General features: G+C 64.6%; 21 protein-coding genes. 17 read left to right on the top strand and 4 right to left on the bottom strand.

What is annotated here, in order from left to right; translation table 11 throughout:
• The first annotated feature begins 13 nt into the window (after positions 1-13).
• The 3 genes from CW305_RS22055 to CW305_RS22045 all read left to right on the top strand — a co-directional run bounded on the left by CW305_RS22055 (position 14) and on the right by CW305_RS22045 (position 1,444).
• Positions 14-493 carry an Lrp/AsnC family transcriptional regulator gene (locus tag CW305_RS22055; RefSeq protein ID WP_058065057.1) on the top strand — a complete coding sequence of 160 codons (480 nt, stop codon included), beginning with the start codon at positions 14-16 and terminating at the stop codon, positions 491-493.
• 164 nt (positions 494-657) lie between these two features.
• A complete protein-coding gene (locus CW305_RS22050) occupies positions 658-1,050 on the top strand; it encodes a globin (RefSeq protein WP_003283043.1) in 393 nt (130 codons plus the stop codon).
• Positions 1,051-1,225: 175 nt separating this feature from the next.
• The gene (locus CW305_RS22045; protein ID WP_058065056.1) at positions 1,226-1,444 is read left to right on the top strand and encodes a DUF2788 domain-containing protein; all 219 of its coding nucleotides are present in this window, start codon (positions 1,226-1,228) and stop codon (positions 1,442-1,444) included.
• Between the two features lie 20 nt (positions 1,445-1,464).
• On the opposite strand, the gene CW305_RS22040 is transcribed toward CW305_RS22045, so the two are convergent.
• Entirely contained in the window at positions 1,465-2,103 is a 639-nt protein-coding gene (locus tag CW305_RS22040) for a pseudouridine synthase (RefSeq protein WP_104098990.1), read from the bottom strand.
• Positions 2,104-2,394: 291 nt separating this feature from the next.
• Here CW305_RS22040 and urtA point away from each other — a divergent pair, with 291 nt between their 5' ends.
• The 13 genes from urtA to CW305_RS21975 all read left to right on the top strand — a co-directional run bounded on the left by urtA (position 2,395) and on the right by CW305_RS21975 (position 16,525).
• Positions 2,395-3,663, top strand: a complete 1,269-nt coding sequence (gene urtA / locus CW305_RS22035; RefSeq protein WP_104098989.1) for an urea ABC transporter substrate-binding protein — start codon at positions 2,395-2,397, stop codon at positions 3,661-3,663.
• A 154-nt stretch (positions 3,664-3,817) separates the two neighbouring features.
• Positions 3,818-5,389, top strand: a complete 1,572-nt coding sequence (gene urtB, locus CW305_RS22030; RefSeq protein ID WP_104098988.1) for an urea ABC transporter permease subunit UrtB — start codon at positions 3,818-3,820, stop codon at positions 5,387-5,389.
• Positions 5,386-6,462: an urea ABC transporter permease subunit UrtC gene (urtC, locus tag CW305_RS22025; protein WP_104098987.1), complete on the top strand. Its 1,077-nt coding sequence runs from the start codon at positions 5,386-5,388 to the stop codon at positions 6,460-6,462. The genes urtB and urtC overlap by 4 nt, the downstream gene beginning before the upstream one ends.
• A complete protein-coding gene (gene urtD, locus CW305_RS22020; RefSeq protein ID WP_031297526.1) occupies positions 6,462-7,313 on the top strand; it encodes an urea ABC transporter ATP-binding protein UrtD in 852 nt (283 codons plus the stop codon). Before urtC ends, urtD begins: the two co-directional genes overlap by 1 nt.
• Positions 7,314-7,477: 164 nt before the next feature.
• Positions 7,478-8,176 carry an urea ABC transporter ATP-binding subunit UrtE gene (urtE, locus tag CW305_RS22015; protein WP_104098986.1) on the top strand — a complete coding sequence of 233 codons (699 nt, stop codon included), beginning with the start codon at positions 7,478-7,480 and terminating at the stop codon, positions 8,174-8,176.
• A 206-nt stretch (positions 8,177-8,382) separates the two neighbouring features.
• Positions 8,383-9,216 (top strand): urease accessory protein UreD, encoded by an 834-nt coding sequence (locus CW305_RS22010; RefSeq protein ID WP_104098985.1) that lies wholly within the window; start codon positions 8,383-8,385, stop codon positions 9,214-9,216.
• A 136-nt stretch (positions 9,217-9,352) separates the two neighbouring features.
• A complete protein-coding gene (gene ureA / locus CW305_RS22005; RefSeq protein ID WP_014818998.1) occupies positions 9,353-9,655 on the top strand; it encodes an urease subunit gamma in 303 nt (100 codons plus the stop codon).
• Positions 9,656-9,666: 11 nt separating this feature from the next.
• On the top strand, positions 9,667-10,221 hold the full coding sequence (locus CW305_RS22000) for a GNAT family N-acetyltransferase (RefSeq protein ID WP_102832160.1): 555 nt from the start codon (positions 9,667-9,669) through the stop codon (positions 10,219-10,221).
• Positions 10,218-10,523, top strand: coding sequence for an urease subunit beta (locus CW305_RS21995; protein WP_014818996.1), 306 nt, complete (start codon positions 10,218-10,220; stop codon positions 10,521-10,523). Before CW305_RS22000 ends, CW305_RS21995 begins: the two co-directional genes overlap by 4 nt.
• A 147-nt stretch (positions 10,524-10,670) precedes the next feature.
• Positions 10,671-12,371 (top strand): urease subunit alpha, encoded by a 1,701-nt coding sequence (gene ureC, locus CW305_RS21990; RefSeq protein ID WP_104098984.1) that lies wholly within the window; start codon positions 10,671-10,673, stop codon positions 12,369-12,371.
• A gap of 373 nt (positions 12,372-12,744) precedes the next feature.
• Positions 12,745-13,473: a hypothetical protein gene (locus CW305_RS21985; RefSeq protein ID WP_014818994.1), complete on the top strand. Its 729-nt coding sequence runs from the start codon at positions 12,745-12,747 to the stop codon at positions 13,471-13,473.
• Positions 13,474-13,800: 327 nt separating this feature from the next.
• A complete protein-coding gene (locus tag CW305_RS21980) occupies positions 13,801-15,273 on the top strand; it encodes an NCS1 family nucleobase:cation symporter-1 (RefSeq protein WP_104098983.1) in 1,473 nt (490 codons plus the stop codon).
• 25 nt (positions 15,274-15,298) lie between these two features.
• On the top strand, positions 15,299-16,525 hold the full coding sequence (locus CW305_RS21975) for a GAF domain-containing sensor histidine kinase (RefSeq protein ID WP_104098982.1): 1,227 nt from the start codon (positions 15,299-15,301) through the stop codon (positions 16,523-16,525).
• Here CW305_RS21975 and CW305_RS21970 read toward each other — a convergent pair whose 3' ends face one another.
• Positions 16,526-16,792: a DksA/TraR family C4-type zinc finger protein gene (locus tag CW305_RS21970; RefSeq protein ID WP_003301757.1), complete on the bottom strand. Its 267-nt coding sequence runs from the start codon at positions 16,790-16,792 to the stop codon at positions 16,526-16,528.
• A 202-nt stretch (positions 16,793-16,994) separates the two neighbouring features.
• Between CW305_RS21970 and CW305_RS21965 the strand changes: the two genes are divergently transcribed.
• Positions 16,995-17,720, top strand: a complete 726-nt coding sequence (locus tag CW305_RS21965; RefSeq protein WP_014818990.1) for a TorF family putative porin — start codon at positions 16,995-16,997, stop codon at positions 17,718-17,720.
• Positions 17,721-17,727: 7 nt separating this feature from the next.
• Here the strand turns inward: CW305_RS21965 and CW305_RS21960 are convergent, their stop codons facing one another.
• Together CW305_RS21960 and CW305_RS21955 are read right to left on the bottom strand one after the other, a co-directional pair.
• Positions 17,728-18,591 carry an isocitrate lyase/PEP mutase family protein gene (locus CW305_RS21960; protein ID WP_104098981.1) on the bottom strand — a complete coding sequence of 288 codons (864 nt, stop codon included), beginning with the start codon at positions 18,589-18,591 and terminating at the stop codon, positions 17,728-17,730.
• A 100-nt stretch (positions 18,592-18,691) separates the two neighbouring features.
• Positions 18,692-19,564, bottom strand: a complete 873-nt coding sequence (locus CW305_RS21955; protein WP_104098980.1) for a DMT family transporter — start codon at positions 19,562-19,564, stop codon at positions 18,692-18,694.
• Between the last annotated feature and the right edge of the window lie 10 nt (positions 19,565-19,574).

Genomic DNA, 19,574 nt, shown 5'->3' with positions numbered 1-19,574 from the left:
GAAGAAGCTCCTCATGAGCAAACTAGACCGCTACGACCTACGCATCCTCGCCGAATTGCAGCACGACGCTCGCATCTCCAATCAGGACCTCGCCGAACGTATCGGCCTGTCACCCTCGCCCTGTTCCCGCCGCGTCAAACAGCTGGAAGACGACGGCTACATCGCCCGCCAAGTTGCCCTGCTCGACCGAAAGAAGCTCGGCCTGACGCTGACCGCCTACGTCCTGATCGGCATGGACCGCCATACACCGGAGCGCTTCGAGCACTTCGAGGGGGTGATCGGCAAATGCCCGGAAGTGCTCGAATGCAGCCTGGTTACCGGCATGGACGCCGACTACCAGCTCAAGGTCGTGGTGCCCGACATGGAGCACTATCAGCAGTTTCTCCTCGGCACCTTAACGCGCATCGAAGGCGTCTCCAGCGTGCGTTCCAGCTTCGTGTTGCGCCAGGTATCGTCGAGCACGGAGCTGCCGCTGGAGCATTTGCGCAGCTGAGACACTGCTCACAGCTTTCGCCCGCACAATTCGAAAGGTTAATGCCTATAATCCGCCCCTTTCTGCACCGCCCCGCATACGGATGATCCCGGCCGGGGCGGACCGCCCATCGCCTGCTCACCGGCGGGCCTCGCTGCAAAATGCCCTCGTGCAAGGGAATGCCCATGAAAGACACCAACCGCGTCATGCAGAGCTATGGCCGCTGCTGCGCCAGCCCTGATTTCTTCAATGACTTCTATGCCTCCTTCCTCGCCAGTTCGCCTGCGATAAGGGAGAAGTTCGTCCGCACTGACATGACTGCGCAAAAACAGCTGTTGCGCGCCGGCATTCTCAACCTGGTGCTATTCGCCCGCGGCATGCCGGACACCAAGCTCCGCGCGCTCGGCAAAAGCCATTCACGCGAGCATCTGGACATTCGTCCGGAGCTCTACGACCTGTGGATCGCGGCCCTGCTGAAAACCATCAGCCAGCATGACCCGGAGCTGGAGCAACAGGACCTACAGGCCTGGCGCACGGTGCTGAACAAGGGCATCGATGTGATCAAGGCCGGCTACTAAGCGCAGGCGAGACATTTAGCCGCACCTGCGCCCGCCTGGCTCGAACCGAACGCTTTCCGAGCTCCACCGTCCAACCAGCAGTGGCACACGCGCCACTTGCTGGCGGCGTATACTGCGCCGCTTTCGCGCCCGGCCTGCCACGGGCGCATTCCTCGAAGTCACTCAGGAGATCCCTGTGGAGCCCGAAGTTTTCGAAAAGTGGATGATGATCGTGCTCGTCGGCGGGCTGATGGCCTTTATGGCCTTCATCATCTGGGACCTGGCCAAGAAGTCGAAGGCCGGCCGTCTCGGCACCGCCATCCTGTTCCTCGGCCTGGGCCTGTGCCTGTTCGCCTTTCTTGCCAAGCCGGTCATCGGTTACATCATCGAAGTGTCTCAGGGCATCCCGCACTGAGTTGAGGCACCGCCGGCGCGCTAAAGCTGCGCCGGCACTTCACGCCATTCCCCAGGCTGTAGGCCGTCCAGCGCCCACGGCCCGATGCGCACCCGCACCAGGCGCAGCGTCGGCAGCCCTACCGCCGCGGTCATACGCCGTACCTGGCGGTTGCGCCCCTCGCGAATCACCAATTCCAGCCAACTGGTCGGCACGCTCTTGCGAAAGCGCACCGGCGGGTTGCGTGGCCAAAGCTCGGGCTCGTCCAGCTGCCGCACTTCGGCGGGCAGGGTCATGCCGTCGTTGAGTTCGACGCCATCGCGCAAGCGCTGCAGCTGCTCGGCGCTGACCTCACCTTCCACCTGCACCCAGTAGGTCTTCGGCAGCTTGTGCTTCGGGTCGGCGATACGCGCCTGCAGCTGGCCGTCGTTGGTCAAGAGCAGCAGACCCTCGCTGTCGCGATCCAGTCGGCCGGCCGGGTAGACGCCCGGCACCTGCACGAAATCCTTCAGCGTCGCGCGGCCATCGGCATCGTTGAATTGCGTGAGTACATCGAACGGCTTGTTCAGCAGCAACAGGCGTGGCTCGCTCGGTGGTGCCTTGGCCACTCGCCGCGGCGCGGACGGGCGCGCGGTTCGTGCAGGCGGACGCGAGGATGGAGGACGCGGTGGGCGGGGCATGGCGACGGGTCTCGATGCGGGCCGGCCATGCTAGAAGTGACGCTCGGCAGCCGCAAGTGGCGGAGCCCTCCTGTGCAGCACTGAAATCGGGCAAAGCGGCCTCCAGCGGTGCACCACCGGCCTTCGCGTGCACCAGCATGGCTCACCCCGAAGGCCGGCAAAACAACGACAGATCGCCGCAAAGCCTCGCCCCATAAGGCTTTGCGCCATTTGGCACGGATGCTGCCCTTGCTCCTGGCGTTCCGATGTTTTCAGCCCACAGTTGCGCACGGACAGCCAAGGAGCCCCACAATGAAACGCCGTCCTCTGATCAAGACCACCCTCGCCGCCAGTGCCCTGATGCTCAGCGGCCTGTTCCCGTTCACCCTGCAGGCCGCCGAGACCATCAAGGTCGGCATCCTGCATTCGCTGTCCGGCACCATGGCCATCTCCGAGACCTCGCTCAAGGACATGGCGCTGATGACCATCGACGAGATCAACGCCAAGGGCGGCGTGCTCGGCAAGCAGCTCGAGCCGGTGGTGGTCGACCCAGCCTCCAACTGGCCGCTGTTCGCCGAAAAGGGCCGCCAGCTGCTGACGCAGGACAAGGTGGCGGTGACCTTCGGTTGCTGGACCTCGGTATCGCGCAAGTCGGTACTGCCGGTCTATGAAGAACTCGACGGCCTCTTGTTCTACCCGGTGCAGTACGAGGGCGAAGAGCTGTCGCCGAACGTCTTCTACACCGGCGCGGCGCCAAACCAGCAGGCCATCCCGGCGGTCGAGTACCTGATGAGCGAAGACGGCGGCGGCGCCGAGCGCTTCTTCCTGCTCGGCACCGACTACGTCTACCCGCGCACCACGAACAAGATCCTGCGCGCCTTCCTGATCAGCAAGGGCGTGCCGGAATCGAGCATCGAAGAGGTCTACACCCCCTTCGGTCACAGCGATTACCAGACCATCGTCGCCAACATCAAGAAGTTCTCCGCCGGCGGCAAGACCGCTGTGGTGTCGACCATCAACGGCGACTCCAACGTGCCCTTCTACAAGGAGCTGGCCAACCAGGGCCTGGAAGCCACTGACGTTCCGGTCGTCGCCTTCTCGGTCGGTGAGGAAGAACTGCGCGGCATCGACACCAAGCCGCTCGTTGGTCACCTGGCCGCCTGGAACTACTTCCAGTCGGTTGAAAACCCGGTCAACGAAGCCTTCGTCAGCAAGTGGAAAGCCTACGCCAAGGCCCAGAACCTGCCTGGCGCCGACAAGGCCGTGACCAACGACCCGATGGAAGCCACCTACGTCGGTATCCACATGTGGGCGCAGGCGGTCGAGAAAGCCGGCACCACCGACGTCGGCAAAGTACGCGACGCGCTGGCCGGTCAGACCTTCAAGGCGCCGAGTGGCTACACCCTGACCATGGACGAAAAGAACCACCACCTGCACAAGCCAGTGATGATCGGCGAAGTCCAGGACGACGGACAGTTCTCGGTGGTCTGGGAAACCGAAAGCCCGGTCCGCGCGCAGCCATGGAGCCCTTACATCCCAGGCAACGACAAGAAGCCGGATCACGCGGTGAAGTCGAATTAAGGGTAGGTCCGCAGGGTGGGCCGGGCGGCATTCCGCTTCAGTCCACCAGCAGATATCACACAGCCCACCCTACGACAAGAAACCCACCGGACCGACACTACGAAACATCCGCCTAAACGCTCCACCAAGAGAGCGCCCGCTAGGGAAAACTCACATGAACACTGCCCTGTACCGCATTCTCCTGTTGCTCCTGCTGGCCCTGCCCTGCGCAGCCCACGCCGGAGACGCGGCCGACTACGCCAAGGCCAGCCCGGCCAAGCAAGCCAAGCTGCTGGAAAACTGGGCCAACGCGCCGGCCCCTGAGCGTCTTGAACTGATCGAGGCCCTACGCGCCAGCCGCGTGGCTATCGACCAGAACAAGACGCCCTTTATCGAGGAAAACGGTGCCTACCGTGCCCTGGAAGGTGACGCCGAGCCGGTCGGCACGCCGAAGAAGCTGCGCCTGAATAACCGCCTGCGTGGTCTGCTCAACACCACCCTGGCCAGCCACCAGCTGTACGCCGAAGACCCGACGCAGCGCCTCGCTGCGGCCAAGCGCCTGCAGCGCAGCGGCAAGCCGGAACAGCTCGAGCTGCTCCAGCAGCGCCTGGACGTAGAGGAAGACGCTGCCGTCAGCGAGGCGCTGACCCTGGCGCTAGCCAACCTGCAGCTGACCGCGAGCGACCCGGCCGTGCGCCTCGCCGCCGTGCGTCTGCTTGGCGAAACCGGTGCTCCGCTGGCGCGGGTAAGGCTGGAAAACCTGCTCGCCGATGAAGCGGAAACCGACGCCGCCGTACGCAAAGCCGCAGAAACCAGCCTGGCCCAGGTCAAGCGCAAGCTCTTGATCGGCGAACTGCTCGGCCAGGCCTTCAGCGGCCTATCGCTGGGCTCGATCCTGTTGCTCGCCGCGCTTGGCCTGGCAATCACCTTCGGCCTGCTCGGGGTGATCAACATGGCCCACGGCGAGATGCTGATGCTCGGCGCGTACTCCACCTACATGGTGCAAATATTGATGGCCCGGCTCGCACCTGACGCCCTCGCCTTCTACCCACTGGTGGCGTTGCCGGTGGCCTTCTTCGTCACCGCCGCGATCGGCATGGCGCTGGAACGCACGGTGATCCGCCACCTCTACGGCCGCCCGCTGGAAACCCTGCTGGCGACCTGGGGCATCAGCCTGATCCTGATCCAGTTGGTGCGGGTGCTGTTCGGCGCGCAGAACGTCGAGGTGGCCAACCCCGCCTGGCTGTCCGGTGGCCTGCAGGTGCTGCCGAACCTGGTGCTGCCGTACAACCGCATGGTGATCATCGGCTTCGCGCTGTTCGTGGTGCTGCTGACCTGGCTCTTGCTGAACAAGACGCGCCTGGGCCTGAACGTGCGCGCAGTGACGCAGAACCGCAACATGGCCGCCTGCTGCGGGGTGCCCACCGGGCGCATCGACATGATGGCCTTCGGACTGGGTTCCGGCATCGCCGGACTCGGCGGCGTGGCCCTGAGCCAGATCGGTAACGTCGGCCCGGACCTCGGCCAGAGCTACATCATCGACTCCTTCCTGGTGGTGGTGCTCGGCGGAGTCGGCCAGCTGGCCGGCAGCATCTTCGCCGCCTTCGGCCTCGGCATCGCCAACAAGATCCTCGAACCGCAGATCGGCGCCGTGCTGGGCAAGATCCTCATCCTCGCGCTGATCATCCTCTTCATCCAGAAGCGTCCGCAGGGGCTCTTCGCTCTCAAGGGGAGGGTCATCGATTGAACCAGCCACTTACCCTCACCGCCGCGCAGAAAGCCGGGCCGAAAGCCACGGTCATCGCCCTCGGCCTGGCGCTGGCCGTCCTCGTCGCCATGCCGCTGCTGCACCTGCTGCCGGCCGAGCATGCCCTGCACGTTTCGGCCTACACCCTGACCCTGGTGGGCAAGATCCTCTGCTACGCCATCGTCGCCCTGGCGCTGGATCTGGTCTGGGGTTACGCGGGGCTCTTGTCCCTCGGCCACGGCCTGTTCTTCGCCCTCGGTGGCTACGCCATGGGCATGTACCTGATGCGCCAGAGCGCGGGGGATGGCCTGCCGGCATTCATGAGCTTTCTCGCCTGGAACGAGCTGCCCTGGTACTGGTACGGCACCTCGAGCTTCCTCTGGGCGATGTGCCTGGTGATGCTGGTGCCCGGCGTGCTGGCCTTCGTCTTCGGCTTCTTCGCCTTCCGCTCGCGGATCAAGGGCGTGTACTTCTCGATCATGACCCAGGCGCTGACCTTCGCCGGCATGCTCCTGTTCTTCCGCAACGAGACCGGCTTCGGCGGCAACAACGGCTTCACCGATTTCAAGACCATCCTCGGTTTCTCGATCTCGGCGCCGGCGACCCGCGCCACGCTGTTCCTCGCCACCGTGGCGCTGCTGGTCGGCAGCCTGTACCTGGGCTTCCGCCTGGCACGCAGCAAGTTCGGCCGGGTGCTCACCGCACTGCGTGATGCCGAGAACCGGCTGATGTTCTGCGGCTACGATCCGCGCGGCTACAAGCTGTTCATCTGGACGCTGTCGGCGGTGCTCTGCGGGCTGGCCGGCGCGCTCTATGTGCCGCAGGTGGGGATCATCAACCCCAGCGAGATGGCACCGACGCAATCCATCGAGGCCGCCGTGTGGGTCGCCCTCGGCGGACGCGGCACGCTGATCGGCCCGCTGCTCGGCGCCGGCCTCGTCAACGGCATGAAGAGCTGGTTCACCGTGGCCTTCCCCGAATACTGGCTGTTCGCCCTCGGCGCGCTGTTCATCGTCGTCACCCTGTACCTGCCCAAGGGCGTCATCGGCCTCATCAAGCGGAGGGGCGAATGATGAAAACCGTACCCTGCAGCGCCGTCATCGACGGCTTCGACCCCACCGGCGGCGGCCTGACCCGCGATGCCATCGGCCTTGGCCGGGTTGCCGAGAAGGGCCTGGACGTACGCCACGGCACCATCCTCAGCCTGGAAGACATCAACGTCAGCTTCGACGGCTTCAAGGCGCTGACAGACCTCAGCCTGTACATCGGCGTCGGCGAGCTGCGCTGCATCATCGGCCCCAACGGCGCCGGCAAGACCACCATGATGGACGTCATCACCGGTAAGACGCGCCCCACCAGCGGCAGTGCGTACTTCGGCGAAACCCTGGACCTGACGCGCATGAGCGAGGTGGACATCGCCCAGGCCGGCATCGGCCGCAAGTTCCAGAAGCCCACGGTGTTCGAGGCATTGAGCGTGTTCGAGAACCTGGAGTTGGCGCAGAAGACCGACAAGTCGGTGTGGGCCAGCCTCAGGGCCAGACTCTCCGGCGAGCAGAAGGACCGCATCGACGAAGTGCTCGAGACCATCCGCCTCGGCCAGTCGCGCCATCGCCCGGCCGGGCTGCTGTCTCACGGGCAGAAACAGTTCCTCGAGATCGGCATGCTGCTGATGCAGTCGCCGCAGCTCTTGCTGCTCGACGAGCCGGTGGCCGGCATGACCGATGCCGAGACCGAATTCACCGCCGAGCTGTTCAAGTCGCTGGCGCGCAAGCATTCGCTGATGGTGGTGGAGCACGACATGGGCTTCGTCGAGACCATTGCCGACCACGTCACCGTGTTGCATCAGGGCCAGGTGCTGGCCGAGGGTTCATTGCAGCAGGTGCAGGCGGATGAGCGGGTGATCGAGGTGTATTTGGGGCGTTGAGCGCTCACAGGAGATGACTGGCGCCATTCACCGAGGTCCTCCACGGTGGATGGGTAAAGCGTCATCCACCCTACGCCCGCCAAACGCCCATGCCCGCATCATCACAAAGCTAATCGTAGGGTGGATAACGCCAAAGGCTTATCCACCAAGTGAAGGAGTCGCACATGCTGCAAGTCCAGCAACTGCACCAGTACTACGGCGGCAGCCACATCCTGCGCGGCCTGTCGTTCGAGGCGAAGGTCGGCGAAGTCACCTGCCTGCTCGGGCGCAACGGTGTCGGCAAAACCACCCTGCTCAAGTGCTTGATGGGCCTGATCCCGGCCAAGGAAGGCGCGGTGAACTGGGAGGGCAAGCCGATCATCGGCTTCAAGCCGCACCAGCGCGTGCACGCCGGCATCGCCTATGTGCCGCAGGGGCGCGAGATCTTCGGCCGCCTGACCGTCGAGGAAAACCTGCTGATGGGCCTGTCCCGTTTCAGCGCCAGGGAAGCCAAGGAAGTACCCCAGTTCATCTACGAGCTGTTCCCGGTTTTGCAGGAAATGAAGCACCGCCGCGGCGGCGACCTCTCCGGCGGCCAGCAACAGCAGCTCGCCATCGGCCGCGCGCTGGCGAGCAAGCCGCGCCTGTTGATCCTCGACGAACCCACCGAAGGCATCCAGCCCTCGGTGATCAAGGAGATCGGCGCGGTGATCAAGAAGCTCGCGGCCCGCGGCGACATGGCGATCCTTCTGGTGGAGCAGTTCTACGACTTCGCCGCGGAACTGGCCGACCAGTACCTGGTGATGAGCCGTGGCGAAATCATTCAGCAGGGGCGCGGCGAAACCATGGAAGCCGAAGGCGTACGCGGGCTGGTCGCGATCTGACCGGCCAGCGCACCACAACAGCGCATTTGTCGCTCGACGCACCAGCCCGATGCACAAAAAGAACAACCTGAGACGCTGCCCAAGATGCGAATCCACGTCGAAAAAACGCCATAGCGCCGATCTGTCAGGCCACGCACCAATGCAGCGCATAACGGGCATGGCGATTGCTCTGCTTTCCTGACCGACAGATCGAAAACCCTGCACCCATGAACGCCCCTGCACCGCTGTTCACCCCCCATTGGCATGCCGAGCTGGAGCTCGGTTATGCGCCGTGCGCCGGCGCAACACGGCCGGTGCTGCGTCGCCACACGGGGCCGTTGCGGGTGCAGAAGCATCTCTATCCCGAGGGGCCGGAGGTCTGTCAGCACATCATCGTGCACCCACCGGGCGGTATCGCCGGTGGCGATCGGCTGGATATCAGCGCCTCGGTTGCAGCCGGTGCCTGGGCGCAGCTGACCAGCCCCGGTGCAGCCAAGTGGTATCGCGCAGTCGGCCCGGCGTTTCAGGACCTGCGCCTGCGCGTCGAAACCGGCGCCACGCTGGAATGGCTACCGCAGGAGACCATCGTCTACTCCGCGGCGCAGGCCGAGCTGAGCACGGTCATCGAGCTGGAAGGCGACGCGCGGCTGTTCTACTGGGACGTGGTGGCGCTGGGACGGCCGGCAGCAGGCGAGCGCTTCGACGCTGGGCATTTCCAGGCGCGCCTGGATATCCGCCGTGATGGCCAGCTCATCTGGCACGAACGCCAGCGCATCGCCGGCGGCGACGGCCTGCTGGATTCACCGATCGGCCTCGACGGGCATTCGGTGTTTGCGACCCTGATCGTCAGCGGCGAAATCGACGCCGAGCTGATGGAACGCTGCCGTGAACTACCCAGCCGCGTGCGTGGCGACCTGACCCAGCTGCCCGGCCTGGTAGTCGCGCGCTGTCTCGCGGACGAAGCGCTGCATGCGCGCGCCTGGCTGATCGATCTGTGGCGGCTGTTGCGCCCTGAACTGCTGGGCCGCGAGGCGGTACCGCCTCGCATCTGGAGTACCTGAATGACCGGTGGGCAAGGCTGCGCCGTTGCCCACCCTACGCCGGCGCTTGCCAAGTGCCGCCCGATGATCGCTACGTGGTCTTGGCCACGAGCCGGTGGATGTGAAAAGCGACATCCACCCTACGACTGGAGCTGTTATGGATTTATCGCCGAGAGAAAAGGACAAGCTGCTGATCTTCACCGCCGGCCTGGTGGCCGAACGCCGGCTGGCGCGCGGGTTGCAGCTCAACTACCCGGAAGCCATGGCCTACATTTCCGCGGCACTGCTCGAAGGTGCACGCGACGGCCGAACGGTCGCCGAGCTGATGCACTTCGGCACCACCCTGCTCAGCCGCGAGCAGGTGATGGAAGGTGTGCCGGAGATGATCCCGGAGATCCAGGTCGAGGCCACCTTCCCGGATGGCACCAAGCTGGTCACCGTGCATCAACCTATTCCCTGAAACGCGGGTCAATGTCTACTGCGAACGACCTTGAACCGTTTTTGAAGGAACTCAACGTGCAGATACGCGACGCCCTGGACACCGACCTCGCAGGCATCCTGCGGATCTACAACGATGCCGTGCAGAACAGCACGGCAATCTGGAACGACCGGATCGTCGACCTCGACAACCGCCGCGCCTGGCTGGCCGAACGCCACGATCAGGGTTACCCGGTGCTGGTGGCCATCGACGAGGAGGGCCAGGTGGCCGGCTATGCCTCGTTCGGCCCCTGGCGCCCGCATGACGGCTTTCGCCACACCGTGGAGAACTCGGTGTACGTGAGCCCCGACCACCGCGGCAGCGGCATCGGTCGCAGCCTGATGAAGGCGCTGATCGAGCGCGCCCGGATGCTTGAGAAGCACGTGATGGTCGCCTTTATCGAAAGCGAGAACCGCGCCTCGGTGCATATGCACCAGCAGCTCGGTTTCATCCACGTCGGCCAGATGCGCCAGGTCGGCTGCAAGTTCGGCCGCTGGCTGGACCTGACCATGATGCAACTGACCCTGAACAGGACGTCCCAACCATGATTCCCGGCGAATATCAGATCCAGGACGGCGAGATCGAGCTCAACGCCGGCCGCCGCACCCTGACCCTCTGCGTGGCCAACAGCGGCGACCGGCCGATCCAGGTCGGTTCGCACTACCACTTCTTCGAAACCAACGACGCCCTCACCTTCGACCGCGCTGCCACGCGCGGCATGCGTCTGAACATCCCGGCCGGCACCGCGGTGCGCTTCGAGCCGGGACAGAGCCGCGAGGTGGAACTGGTCGAGCTGGCCGGCGATCGCCGGGTGTTCGGTTTCGCCGGGCGAGTGATGGGCGCGCTTTAAAAGCCCCTCACCCCAGCCCTCTCCAAGGGGCGAGAGAGAAAAGCAGCCACCGCGACGGAATGGACCAACGCCGATCAGCCCCCTCTCCCTCCGGGAGAGGGTTGGGGTGAGGGCAGAGCCAATACAGGGACCGACCAAGGAGCCCCGATGAAGATCAGCAGACAAGCCTACGCCGATATGTTCGGCCCCACCGTTGGCGACAAGGTGCGCCTGGCCGATACCGAGCTGTGGATCGAGGTCGAAAAGGACTTCACCACTTATGGCGAGGAAGTGAAGTTCGGCGGCGGCAAGGTGATCCGTGACGGCATGGGCCAGGGCCAGCTGTGTGCCGCGGATGTGGTCGACACCCTGATCACCAACGCGCTGATCCTCGACCACTGGGGCATCGTCAAGGCCGACGTGGGCCTCAAGGATGGCCGCATCGCCGCCATCGGCAAGGCCGGCAATCCGGACATCCAGCCGGACGTGACCATCGCCATCGGCGCCGCGACGGAAGTGATTGCCGGCGAGGGGATGATCCTCACCGCCGGCGGCATCGACTCGCACATCCACTTCATCTGCCCGCAGCAGATCGAAGAGGCCTTGATGAGCGGCGTCACCACCATGATTGGCGGCGGCACCGGGCCGGCCACCGGCACCAACGCCACCACGGTGACGCCCGGCCCCTGGCACATGGCGATGATGCTCAAGGCCGCTGACGCCTTCCCGATGAACATCGGCTTCACCGGCAAGGGCAACGCCTCGCTGCCCGAGCCGCTGATCGAGCAAGTCAAGGCCGGCGCCATCGGCCTTAAGCTGCACGAAGACTGGGGCACCACGCCCGCCGCCATCGACAACTGCCTGAACGTGGCCGACCAGTACGACGTGCAGGTGGCGATCCACACCGACACCCTGAACGAATCCGGCTTCGTCGAGACGACCCTCGGCGCGTTCAAGGGCCGCACCATCCACACCTACCACACCGAGGGTGCCGGCGGCGGCCACGCGCCGGACATCATCAAGGCCTGCGGCTTCTCCAACGTGCTCCCCAGCTCGACCAACCCGACGCGGCCCTTCACGCGCAACACCATCGACGAGCACCTGGACATGCTCATGGTCTGCCACCACCTCGACCCAAGCATTGCCGAGGACGTGGCCTTCGCCGAAAGCCGCATCCGTCGCGAGACGATTGCGGCCGAAGACATCCTGCATGACCTGGGTGCCTTCTCGATGATCAGCTCCGACAGTCAGGCCATGGGCCGCGTAGGCGAAGTGATCACCCGCACCTGGCAGACCGCCGACAAGATGAAGAAGCAGCGCGGCGCCCTGCCCGGTGATGGCGCCGGCAACGACAACTTCCGCGCCAAGCGCTACATCGCCAAGTACACCATCAACCCGGCGATCACCCACGGCGTCAGCCATGAGGTGGGCTCGGTCGAAGTGGGCAAGTGGGCCGACCTGGTGCTCTGGCGCCCGGCCTTCTTCGGCGTGAAGCCGACGCTGATCCTCAAGGGAGGCGCCATTGCCGCCAGCCTGATGGGTGACGCCAACGCCTCGATCCCGACACCGCAACCGGTGCACTACCGACCGATGTTCGCCAGCTACGGCGGCTCGCTGCATGCCTCCAGCTTTACCTTCATCAGCCAGGCCGCGTTCGAGGCCGGCGTGCCTGAGCAGCTGGGCCTGAAGAAAAAGATCGGCGTGGTAAAGGGCTGCCGTTCGGTGCAGAAGAAGGATCTGATCCACAACGACTACACGCCGGATATTCAGGTCGACCCGCAGAACTATCAGGTGCGCGCGGATGGGCAGTTGCTCTGGTGCGAACCGGCCGAGGTGCTGCCGATGGCGCAGCGGTACTTTTTGTTCTGATCAACCTGTTCTGATCAACCTGTTCTGATCGACCTGTTCTGATCGGCAGCGCGCCGGGACGGGGGGCCAATTGCCTTCCACCCAGCGCGCGTTTTTCCATCACCGCAAGGTCGATGCTCGCGCTGCACTTCGTCGGTTCGCGAGTGAATCAACCGTTCGATGGATTGGGAAAGTCGGGCATGGAATTACCGTCTGACAACCCAAGCGCAACGCTCTACCCAGGGATGCATGGATGCGCAGCGACCACCGGCTACCGTGGCTGGCGGGAGGCATTGCCGGTGTCGCGTTCGAGGGGAAAGCGGGCGTTTTCGGGTAACCGCGTCAGCTGAAAAACCAGCGGCGCGATTGACTGAATCCTACGGAGAAACAATCGATGTTCAAAACCAACGCGCTTTTCGCTGCTGTACTCGCCGTCTCTGCCACCCAGGCTATTGCGGCCAGCAGTGAAGCGGTTATCGAACAAAACGGTGTTGACCAGATCGCCGATGTCTACCAGGAAGGCGTCGGCCAGGCTTCGTACATTTATCAGACCGGCGCTTCGCAGCAGAACAGCGCCACGACCACCCAGCTCGGCCAGGACAACTTTTCCGAGGTGACTCAGCAGGGTGCCTTGCACCAAGCCGATGTCATTCAAACCGGCGTCGAGGGCGAGGTGTTCATCAGCCAGTACGACCGGGACAACAGCACGATCGTCGAGCAGGCCGGCTTTGCCAACAGCGCCGACGTGACCCAGGACGGCGTGAGCAACGATGTGGTGCTGATCCAGGACGGCGCGTACAACAGCACCATTGTCGATCAGTTCGGGGAGGGCAACGAAGCGCTGATCTCCCAGAGCGGCCAGGAAGGCATCGTCGATCTCATCCAGACCGGCAACATGAACGTGGCCGATATCGATCAGGCCGGAATCGGCAACTCCGTCGACCTGGAGCAGCAGGGCGACGGCAACCTCGCGCTGGTCGATCAGTTCGGCGATTCCAGCCAGGCCGTGCTGCTGCAGACCGGCGCCGACAACTTCGCGACAGTGACCCAGGCAGGCTTCGCCGACTACGCCAGCGTCAGCCAGACCGGCAGCAACAACACCGCGATCGTTACCCAGCAGTAATCGCGTCCATCGGCCGGTTCGGTCGGAAAGCCAGGCCCCACGCAGGCCTGGCTTTTTTATGTGCCATCGGAAAGCACCCTGCTGGTGCACTGCACGCACCTCAGGCTCTCGAGCGGCGCATCCGCAGACAGGGCTTTGCACTCTACCCGCCTAAACTCGCCACCCTTTCTGTATACAAAAACCCAGGCGAACTGTCTGAGAGCGCCTAGAATCCAGGGGTTGGCGACACAACGCGCTGCGCCACAGCCGATCAATTCGCGAGCTCTGCCTTACGCGGAACAAGAACTGCATACAAAAAATCCACAGTCTTGCTCAGAGCGCCCTCCCATGAACCATGACGATTTCCAGATCAAGCAGATCGATCCCAGCCTGTACAACGCCGATCTCGCGCCACTTGCCCCGGCTGAGCGCAAATGGGGCTGGTTCGAGATCTTCAATGTGTGGTCCAACGACATCCAGAGCCTGTTCGGCTACACCCTCGCAGCCACGCTGTTCATCAGTTACGGCCTCAATGGCTGGGCGGTCCTGGCGGGCATCGTGCTGGCCGGTTTCATCGTCATGGGCCTGGTGCAGCTCACCGGCAAGCCCAGCGTGAAGTACGGCATTCCGTTCCCGGTGATGGCGCGGGCGAGCATGGGGGTACGCGGCGCGAATTTCCCGGCGGTGGTACGCGGCATCGTCGCGATCTTCTGGTACGGCGTGCAGACCTATTTCGCCTCGACCGCGGTGGCCCTGTTGCTGCGGACACTGCTCGGCAGCGAGCCACAGGCCGCCACGCTGCTCGGCCTGACGGCCATCGACTGGGCCGCCTACGTGATCGTCTGCGTGTTCCAGGTGGCGCTGTTCGTCCGTGGCGTCGAGTGGGTAACGCGCTTTCTCAACTGGGCCGGCCCGCTGGTCTACCTGGTGATGATCGTACTGATGATCGCCATCTGGTATCAGGCCGGCCCGAGCCTGCTCGGCGCCCTCGGCGACATCTTCAGCGGCAGCGGAGAGCACGCCGGCGGACCGATCGCCGCGTTCGCCGCGGTGGTCGGCACCATGGTCGCCTACTTCGCCGCCGTGGTGATCAACTACGGCGACTTCGCCCGTTTCGTGAAGAGCGAACGGCAGATGCGCATCGGCAACTTCCTCGGTCTGCCGGTGAGCCTGGCGATCTTCTCGCTGATCGCGCTGGTGATCACCGCCGGGACCGTGGTGGTGTTCGGCGAAACGCTGACCAACCCCACCGACATCGTCGCGCGCATCGACAACGTGACCCTGACGGTGGTGGCCGCCATCACCTTTTTTGCCGCCACGGTCGGCATCAACCTGGTCGCCAACTTCATCCCGCCGGCCTACGACATCGCGAACCTGGCACCGGCCAGGATCAGCGCGCGTACCGGTGGTTTCATTACCGCGGCCATCGCCTTCTTCATTGGCGCGCTGTGGGTGGCCTTCATCAGCGAGGTGGGTATCGCCGCCTTCGTCGACACGCTGGGCGCGGTGCTGGCGCCGCTGTACGGCATCATCGTCGCCGACTATTACCTGGTTCGCCGCCAGCACCTGGACCTGCAGCAGCTGTTCTCCACCGAGCGCAGCGGGATCTACCACTTCAATGCCGGCTGGAACCGCAAGGCGATGATCGCCTTCGGCGTCAGCGCGCTGTTTTCGGTGGCCTCGGTGTGGGTGCCGGGCCTGGAGAGCCTGTCCGGCTTCGCCTGGCTGCTCGGCGCGCTGTTCGGCGGCGTGCTGCACTACGGACTGATGCGTAACCAGTCGTTGCTCGCTCGGGCGGTGCAACCCGCTCCGCTCGGCTGACCGGCGCCTGCTGCAGAGGTCGGCCATGTTAAAGTGGCCGGCCTTTTTTTACGTCGCTCAGGGCCTGCAGATGGTGCGATCCATCCTCGACGACCTGCTCACCGTCCAGCGCATCAGCGCCGTCCCGGCCATCCTGCAAGTGGTCAGCGAAACCACTGGCCTGCGCTTCGCTGCGGTTGCCCGCGTCACCGAGACGAGCTGGACCGCCTGCGCCGTACTCGATCGCATCGAGTTCGGCCTGAAGGTTGGCGGTGAGCTGGACATCACCACCACGCTGTGCAGCGAGATCCATGCCTCGCAGCAGCCGATCATCATCAGCCAGGTCAGTGCCGACCCCGATTACTGCAACCATCACACACCGCAGATGTATGGCTTCGAAAGCTATATCTCGGTACCGGTGCTGCGCGCCGACGGCAGTTTCTTCGGTACGCTCTGTGCGCTCGACCCGCTGCCGCGCGACCTGTCCAGCCCAGCGACGCGGGCGATGTTCGAGTCATTTGCGCGGCTGCTGACGCTGCAGATCGAAGCCGAGGAGCAACAGCAAGCCACGCGTGCGGCGCTGGCCGATGAGCGCATCACCGGCCACCAGCGCGAACAGTTCATCGCCCTGCTCGGCCATGATCTGCGCACCCCACTGGCCTCGATCCAGGCGGCTAGCGATCTGTTAGTCCGGCGCTCTACGGAACCCGATACGCAACGACTCGCCGAGCATGTGCGCACGTCCAGTCAACGCGCCTCACGAATGGTCGATGATCTGCTGGATTTCGCCCGCGGCCAGCTGGGCAATGGCATACCGCTGAACTGGACGGCCTCGGCCAACTTGCATCTTGTTCTATCGCAGGTGGTCAACGAGCTGCGTACCGCCTATCCACGCCGGGTGTTGCTTGACCAGCTGCCGGAGCTGCCGGTGTTCGGGTGCGACCCGGACCGGATCGCCCAACTGCTGGCCAACCTGATCACCAACGCGCTGCACCATGGCGCCAGTACCGGCCCGGTGATCGTGAAAGCCGAAATAGTCGACGGGCATTTCCAGCTATTGGTACACAACCGCGGCACGCCGATCCCAGCTGAACGGCTAGAACAACTGTTCCATGCCTATTCCCAGGAAGACGACACCTCGCGCAACGGGCTTGGGCTCGGGCTGTTCATCGTCGATCAGGTGGCCAAAGCCCATGGCGGCGGCATGCGGGTAACCTCCAGCGCCGAAGCCGGTACCACCTTCACCTTCCGCATGCCGCTGCGACGCGCCTGATCAACGCAGCTGGCTGTCCTTGCTGCCACGGCGGTTGTAGCCGCTGAACCTGGCGTCTTCCTTGTCCTGCTCGGCCTGGCACTTGATGCACAGCCTGACGCCGGGCACTGCCTGGCGCCGCGCTTCGGGAATGGCCGCGCCGCACTCCTCGCAATGCTTGAGGCTCTCGCCGCGGGCGAGCTTGCTGCGGGCGCGCTGCACTGCGTCTTCGACGGTACTGTCGATTTGCTCCTGGACGGCACCGTCACCTGCCCAACCTGTAGCCATGCTCACCTCCCGCATCGGCTCGATGCTGTTCTGCTTTGGAGTCATTGCGCGGGCGGATGCTCACCCCAGGCGATACCGCCCATCGCATGACGCCGGGCAATCGACGGATGGCGCTGACCGAGCGGCACAGTCGCCTATCCTGCCCCGGTTCACGCCGACGGCTCAGCGCCTCGGGCATTTGCGAACCGGCAGGGCAGCCAGCATGAAGCGCATCTTACCGATCATAACCAGCCTGCTCCTGGCAGCGGGCTGCGCCAGCGAACCACAGGTGCTCGAGCGCGAACTGGGCACCTTCGACCTCAAGCTGGGCACCGAGCCCGCCCGCAGCATGGCGCAGGGACTGGTGCAACCGAGCACCGGCAATGCATTCCATGGCGGACTCGATCTCACCCATGCCAGCGGGCTATATGTCGGGCAGTGGTCCCCCAGCGTCGGGTTGGTCGACGGTAGGCAACTCGAGGTGAATTCCTATCTCGGCTATGCGCAGCAGAACGATCATGACCAACTCGGCTACGAGATCGGCCTGATGCGCTACAGCTTTCCGGAACTGCCCGAATGGGATCGACACGAATACTACGGTGGCCTGACGCTGGGCGACCGCCGCCTCGGCGCGGCGCTGAACAGCGCCGCCGGGCGCACCGACAGCACGCTTTATCTGGACCTGGGCACAGTGACGCCATTCGCCGTCGGCGTCCGCGTGAAGTATTCGAGTCACGCGCTGGCCGCACCGCATTATCTCGGCGGTGGCGACAGCGTGGACCTGTTCAGCGACTGGTCGCTCGACCTCTCGCGGCCCTGGCTGGGCCTGCAGCTGAACCTTTCCTACAGTGACTCCAGCCTGAGCGGCCAGGCGTGCAGCGCCTACTCGGGACAGAACCCGCGCTGCGACGGGCTGCTAACCTTCCGCGCCGAGCGTCAGCTGTTCTGAGCGCGCCTCATTCCTTGACCTGCATGTACTCCTCGGCCCAGACGACGTACTCGTCCGCGGTGGAGTACTTGACCGACAGCTGCGAAGCGTTCAGGTCCAGCGCATCGACCTGGCGCTGCTCGCGCAGGCAGTCGTAGGTGGCCTTGATCGCCGCGAAGTAGGCCGCGTGGCCGTTGACCCCGATGCGCACGCCGAGCGCCGCCAGCCGCGCGTTGTCGCGCAGGTTGGGGTTGCCGTAGGTGACCAGCATCAGCGGCTTGCTGAGCTGGCTGGCGATGCTTTCCAGATGGTCGAAGTCCTCGATGCCGACCAGACAGATGGCATCGGCACCGGCCTTCTCGTAGGCCTGGGCGCGGGCGATGACTTCCTCGAAGCCGATCACGCCGGCATTGGTCCGGCCGATGATGGCCATTTCCGGATCGACCCGCGCCTCCAGCGCCGCGCGGATCTTGCCGACCGCCTCGAACATGCCGATGAGGTCGGTGGAGCGGCGGCCGAATTTGGGCGGCAGCAGGGTGTCCTCGATGGTCAGCGCGGAAATCCCGGCGCGCTCCAGTTCGGAGACGGTGCGCATCACGTTCAGCGCGTTGCCGTAGCCGTGGTCGGCGTCGGCCAGTACCGGCAGCTGGGCGACGCGGCAGATACGCGTGGCCTGCTCGACGAACTCGCTCAAGGTGATGAGGTTGAAGTCCGGCGCGGCGAGGACCTGCAGCGAGGCCACCGAGCCCCCGAGGATGCCCACTTCGAAACCGAGGTCGGCGGCGATGCGCGCGGACATCGGGTCGAACACCGAGGCGGTGTGGAAGCAGCGGTCGGCGTTCAGCAGCTCGCGAAAGTTGCGGCGCAGGTCGTGATGAGAGAGTCGCGGCATATAGGCTCCATGGGTGCACGCAAGGGTCGATTCGCCCTGTCTTTTCATTTCAGTGTTGTTGAGAAGCTGCCTGGTCGGCCGAATGGCACATTTTCGCTGTTTATCCCTCGGCCGGCCCCTGGCGGCGCTGCACATAAGCCATGCACAGGCCGCTGGCGATGATCACCGCCATGCCGATCAGCGCCCCGGCATCCGGCGCATGATCGAATGCGACATAGCCGACCACCCCGGCGAACACGATCTGCCCGTAGCTAAACGGCGCCAGGGTCGCCGCGCTGGCGAAGCGGAAGGCATTAGTCAGCAGCAGGTGGCCGAGCATCGCCATGCCGCCGAGCGCGCCCATCAGCAGCGCGTCGTGCAGCGTTGGCGTCCGCCAGTTGAAGACCACCAGCACGCTCAGGGTCACGCAGCCGACCAGGCTGGTCAGGTAGTTGCTGGTCACCGGGTGGTCGGTACCGGCCAGGCGCCGGGTCACTAGCTGATACACGGTGAACGACAGCGCCGCGCCGAAGGGCAACAGCACCGCCGGGGTGAACAGTGCCGAACCGGGCCGCACGATGATCACCACCCCGAGCAGACCGAAGCCCACGGCCAGCCACTGACTGCGGCTGACTCGCTCGCCCAGCAGCGCCGAAGCGATGGTTACCAGCACCGGTGTCAGAAAGATCACCGCAGTGGCTTCGGCCAGCGGAATGAAATGCAGGCCGTTGATGAACAGCAGGCTGACGCTGACCAGGCTCAACCCGCGCAGCAATTGTGGCCACGGGCGCAGGGTGCGAAACACGCGCTGGCCCATGCGCGGCACGAACAGCGCGGTCATCAGCACCGTCTGCGCGACGTAACGAGCCCAGATGACCAGGAACACCGGGTAGATTTCCGAGAGGTGTTTGGCCAACCCGTCATGACTGGCCAGCAACAGGCCCGACAGCAATATCAGCAGAACGCCGTAGAGCGGGTGATGGTGATCGTTCAACGCAGGCCTC

The organism is Stutzerimonas kunmingensis, assembly GCF_002929225.1.
Lineage (GTDB): Bacteria > Pseudomonadota > Gammaproteobacteria > Pseudomonadales > Pseudomonadaceae > Stutzerimonas.
Note: the sequence above shows the minus strand (reverse complement) of the source record. Positions and strands in the feature narration are given on the sequence as shown.